The organism is Kutzneria sp. NPDC051319 (genome assembly GCF_040682195.1).
Lineage (GTDB): Bacteria > Actinomycetota > Actinomycetes > Mycobacteriales > Pseudonocardiaceae > Kutzneria.
This window is the reverse complement of sequence record NZ_JBFBAM010000154.1, coordinates 1-3,938: the sequence shown is the minus strand read 5'-3', so window position 1 is coordinate 3,938 and position 3,938 is coordinate 1. Positions and strand designations below refer to the sequence as shown.

Below are 3,938 nucleotides of genomic sequence, written 5' to 3'. Positions count from 1 at the left end.
ATGACCTCGGCCAGGTGCATCGGCCGCTGGTTGACGTCGGACTGGTCGATCTGGGTGCGGCAGCTGAAACCGTCGGCCAGCACGAGGGTCTCCGCACCGGCCTGGCGCAGCGACGGCAGGAGCTTGTCCTCGGCGCAGGCCATGGACACGTCGTAGTGCTCCTGCTCGAAGCCGAAGTTGCCGGCCAGGCCGCAGCAGCCGGCGTCGAGCACGTCGAGGTCGATTCCGTACTGGCGCATGAGCTTCTCGTCGGTGTCGAAGCCCAGCACGGCGTGGTGGTGGCAGTGCGGCTGTGCGACGGCCCGCCGCCCGACCACTGGCGGTCGCCAGTCCGGGGCCCGCTCGGTGAGGAGCTCGGCCAGCGTCTTGGTCTGCTGTGCGAGCCGGTGGGCATCCTGGTCCCCGTGCAGGAGATTGGGCAGGTCGTCCCGGAACACGGCGGCACAGCTGGGTTCCAGCACGACGATGGGCGTGCCGTCCCGAAGCTGCGGCTCCAGCGTCGCCAAGGTGCGACGGGCCACCCGCTCCGCGACGGAAAGCTGGCCGGTGGAGATCCACGTCAGTCCACAGCAGACAGTCCGATCGGGAGTGATCACCTCGAAGCCGGCGGCCTCCAGTACCGTGACGGCCGCCTCGCCGATGGCCGGGTGGAAGTTGTTGGTGAAGGTGTCCGGCCACAGCAGCACCTTGCCCCGGTGCCCGGCGGGACTGGTCCGGCCGGCCAGCCGCGCCACGAGTCGTTGTCCGGCGAAGAAAGGAACTTCGCGCTGACGGGCGATGCCGCCGAGGGCCTTGACCAGTCGCAGGTTCGACACGGAGTTGACCAGGCTCGGGGCCAGGGCGGCCAGGCGTGCCCACAGGGGCAGCCAGCCCATCGAGTAGTGCGACAGCGGCCGGAGGCGGCCCGCGTAGTGGTGGGACAGGAACTCGGCCTTGTAGGTGGCCATGTCCACATTGACCGGACAGTCGCTCTGGCATCCCTTGCACGCCAGGCAGAGGTCGAGGGCGTCGTGCACGGCCTCGGACCGCCAGCCGTCCTGGATCACCTCGCCGTTCAGCATCTCGAACAGCAACCGGGCCCGGCCGCGGGTGGAGTGCTCCTCCTCACGGGTGGCCCGGTAGCTCGGGCACATCACGCCGCTCTCGTGCCCCCGGCACTTGCCGACGCCCACGCAGCGCGCGGCGGCATTGGCGAAACGGTTGTCGTCCTTGGGGAAGGAGAAGTGCGTCGACGGCTCCCACGGCCGGTAGTCACTGCCCTGCCGCAGGTTCTGGTCCAGCCGGTGCGGGTGCACGACCTTGCCGGGGTTCATCAGGTTGTCGGGATCGAACAGCGCCTTGACCTTGCCGAAGGCCTCCACCACCCGGGGGCCGAACATCAGCGGCAGCAGCTCGCCCCGGGACTGCCCGTCACCGTGCTCGCCGGACAGCGAACCGCCGTAGGACACCACCAGCCGGGCGCTGTCGGTGGCGAACCGGCGGTACTTGGCCACGCCGTCGGCGGTCTTGAGGTCGAACGGGATCCGCGTGTGCACGCAGCCCTGACCGAAATGCCCGTACAGGGAGGCGTTCTCGTATTCGTACCGCTCCAACAGGCTGCGGAAGTCACGCAGGTAGTCGCCGAGCTTGTCGGGCGGGACGGCGGCGTCCTCCCAGCCCTCGTGCGTTTCCGGGCCCTGCGGGGGATAGGCGGTGGCGCCGAGGCCGGCCTCCCGGGCCTGCCACAGCTCTTCCTCGCGCTTCGGGTCGTCCAGGAAGGCGACGTCGGGCGCGTTCTCCTGGCGGTGCAGGTCGTCGCACAGCGCCTGCGCCTGGCGGTCGACCTTCTCCTGGTCGGTGCCGGCGAACTGCACCATCAGCCAGCCGCTGCCCTTGGGCAGCTGCTTGATCGCCTTCTCGGCCAGGTGTTCGCTGTGCTCCAACTGGACCAGCTGCTCGTCGACGCCTTCCAGCGCCACCGGCTCGTGCGGGAGGATCGCGGGCACGCAGTCGGCCGCCGCGGTGATGTCGGAAAAACCGAGCACTACCAGGGTCCGTGCCGGCAGCACGTCGACCAGCTGGATCTCGGCCCGCAGCACCGTGACCAGCGTGCTTTCGCTGCCCACGAGGGCTTTGGCCACATTGAACCCGTTTTCCGGGAGCAGCGAGTCCAGGTTGTAGCCGGACACGCGGCGCGGGATCTTCGGGTAGCGGGTGCGGATCTCCGCCATGTAGTCGTCACGCAGCTTCCGCAGCCCCTGGTACAACTCGGCCAACCGGCCGCCCTCGGCCACGATTCGCTCGTACGTCTCGTCGGAGGTCTCGCCGACCCAGGCCCGGCAGCCGTCGTGGGTGAGGATCTCCAGCCGCAGCACGGAGTCGACCATCTTGCCGTACGCCTGCGCGGTGGAGCCGCACGAGTTGTTGCCGATCATGCCGCCGATGGTGCAGCTGACGTGCGTCGACGGCTTGGGCCCGACCATCAGATCGTGGCTGCTGAGCTGGTCGTTGAGCACGTCGAGGGCGATACCCGGCTCGACCACGCAGGTCTTGGCGGCGACGTCCACCGACTCCAACTGCGTGCAGTACTTCGACCAATCCAGAACCACGGCCTCGTTGCAGCATTGGCCGGCCAGGCTGGTGCCGCCGCCGCGGGACAACACGGGCACGCCGGCCTCGTGACACAACTGAATCGTGCGGACCGCGTCCTCCACGGATTTCGGCACGACGACACCGATGGGCACCTGGCGATAGTTGGAGGCGTCGGTGGAGTAGGTCGCCCTGCTCCCGGCGTCGAATCGGACTTCGCCCTCGACCGCCCTGCCCAGTTCCGCCGCCAGCTCCACCGGACCTCCTTGAGGTGTCAAGAACCCGTGAACGGGTATCTGGTAGGCAGGATTTCCCTTCAACGCAGGGAGGAAACATGAACGACGACACCGCCACCGACGAGTCCCGCCCCATTCCGGACGAACCGGAACTACTGCTGCCCAGAGGCTGGGTCGACGCGTTCCTGGGCCGGCTGGCCGACGGCGAGCAGGAGCCCAACGTGCTGCGGGGCCTGGACTGACCCCAAGTGGGTCAGACCACTGGTGAAAGTGGTGTGAAACCTCGATTCGGTGGGAATCCACCGATACAACGGTCCACATGGGACCGTCTCACAATCCAGGGGTTCACGTGGTGGCACACGCCGAGCGACCGACTCGCCCAGTGAATTCGGTACAGCTGGTTCCCTCTCAGGTGACACGGACCCGCCCCGGGCGGGTGACGGTGGGCACGGACGGTTCCTATTGGGGCAGGGCGGCCCTCGGCTGGGCGGCCCGCCACGCCTATCGCGCCGGCCTCGAGCTCGACGTCTACGAGGCCGATCGGCGTTACGAAGACCTGCCGGCCGATCTGCCCGCCGATATCGGCACCGGCTCTGTGCTACGACCATATCCGCTGCTGGGGGCGCGGATCCATAGCAGCGGGGCCGATGCCGCGGCGGCCCTGTTGTCCGCGTCGGCGGCCAGCGGATTACTGGCCCTGGGATGCCGGGGCCAGCACAAATGCCACCTCGGGGTCGGCCGTCACGCCCTGCTGCTGGCCGGTTCGGCCCACTGCGACGTGGTCGTCGTGCGGGGCCGCCCGCAGGCCGTGCACGGCGAGTTCCGGAAAGTGACGGCGTGGCTGGGAGAAGACGCCTCCGACGACGTCGTCATCGCACGGGCCAAGGAATTCGCCCGGCTCACTCGTTCGGTGCTGGAAGTGGTGCGTCAGAGCGCCACCGTGCCGGTGCCCGAAGGAACCGATCTGGTCGTGGCCGCCGGGGGAGCGCAGCTCGGGCTGGCCGCCCGAACCGCGCTGCACCACGCCATGTGTCCGGTCTACGTCGTGCGCTAGGCCGGCGCCGCCGCCAGCTCCGGCACCCGGGGCAGCACGTGCTCCGTCCAGAACTCGAAGAACTGGTCCTGGTCGGGCCC

3 protein-coding genes are annotated in these 3,938 nt (G+C 69.0%); 2 read left to right on the top strand and 1 reads right to left on the bottom strand.

Going from position 1 to position 3,938, the window contains the following annotated elements; genetic code table 11:
- Window positions 1-2,825 (bottom strand): FAD-binding and (Fe-S)-binding domain-containing protein (locus AB0M73_RS49640; protein ID WP_363907203.1); only part of this gene is annotated, 2,825 nt, incomplete at its 3' end.
- A gap of 77 nt (window positions 2,826-2,902) precedes the next feature.
- On the opposite strand from AB0M73_RS49640, the gene AB0M73_RS49635 reads away from it, so the two are divergent.
- Together AB0M73_RS49635 and AB0M73_RS49630 are read left to right on the top strand one after the other, a co-directional pair.
- Window positions 2,903-3,046 carry a hypothetical protein gene (locus AB0M73_RS49635; RefSeq protein ID WP_363907201.1) on the top strand — a complete coding sequence of 48 codons (144 nt, stop codon included), beginning with the start codon at window positions 2,903-2,905 and terminating at the stop codon, window positions 3,044-3,046.
- 170 nt (window positions 3,047-3,216) lie between these two features.
- Window positions 3,217-3,858 (top strand): hypothetical protein, encoded by a 642-nt coding sequence (locus AB0M73_RS49630; RefSeq protein ID WP_363907199.1) that lies wholly within the window; start codon window positions 3,217-3,219, stop codon window positions 3,856-3,858.
- Window positions 3,859-3,938 lie beyond the last annotated feature (80 nt).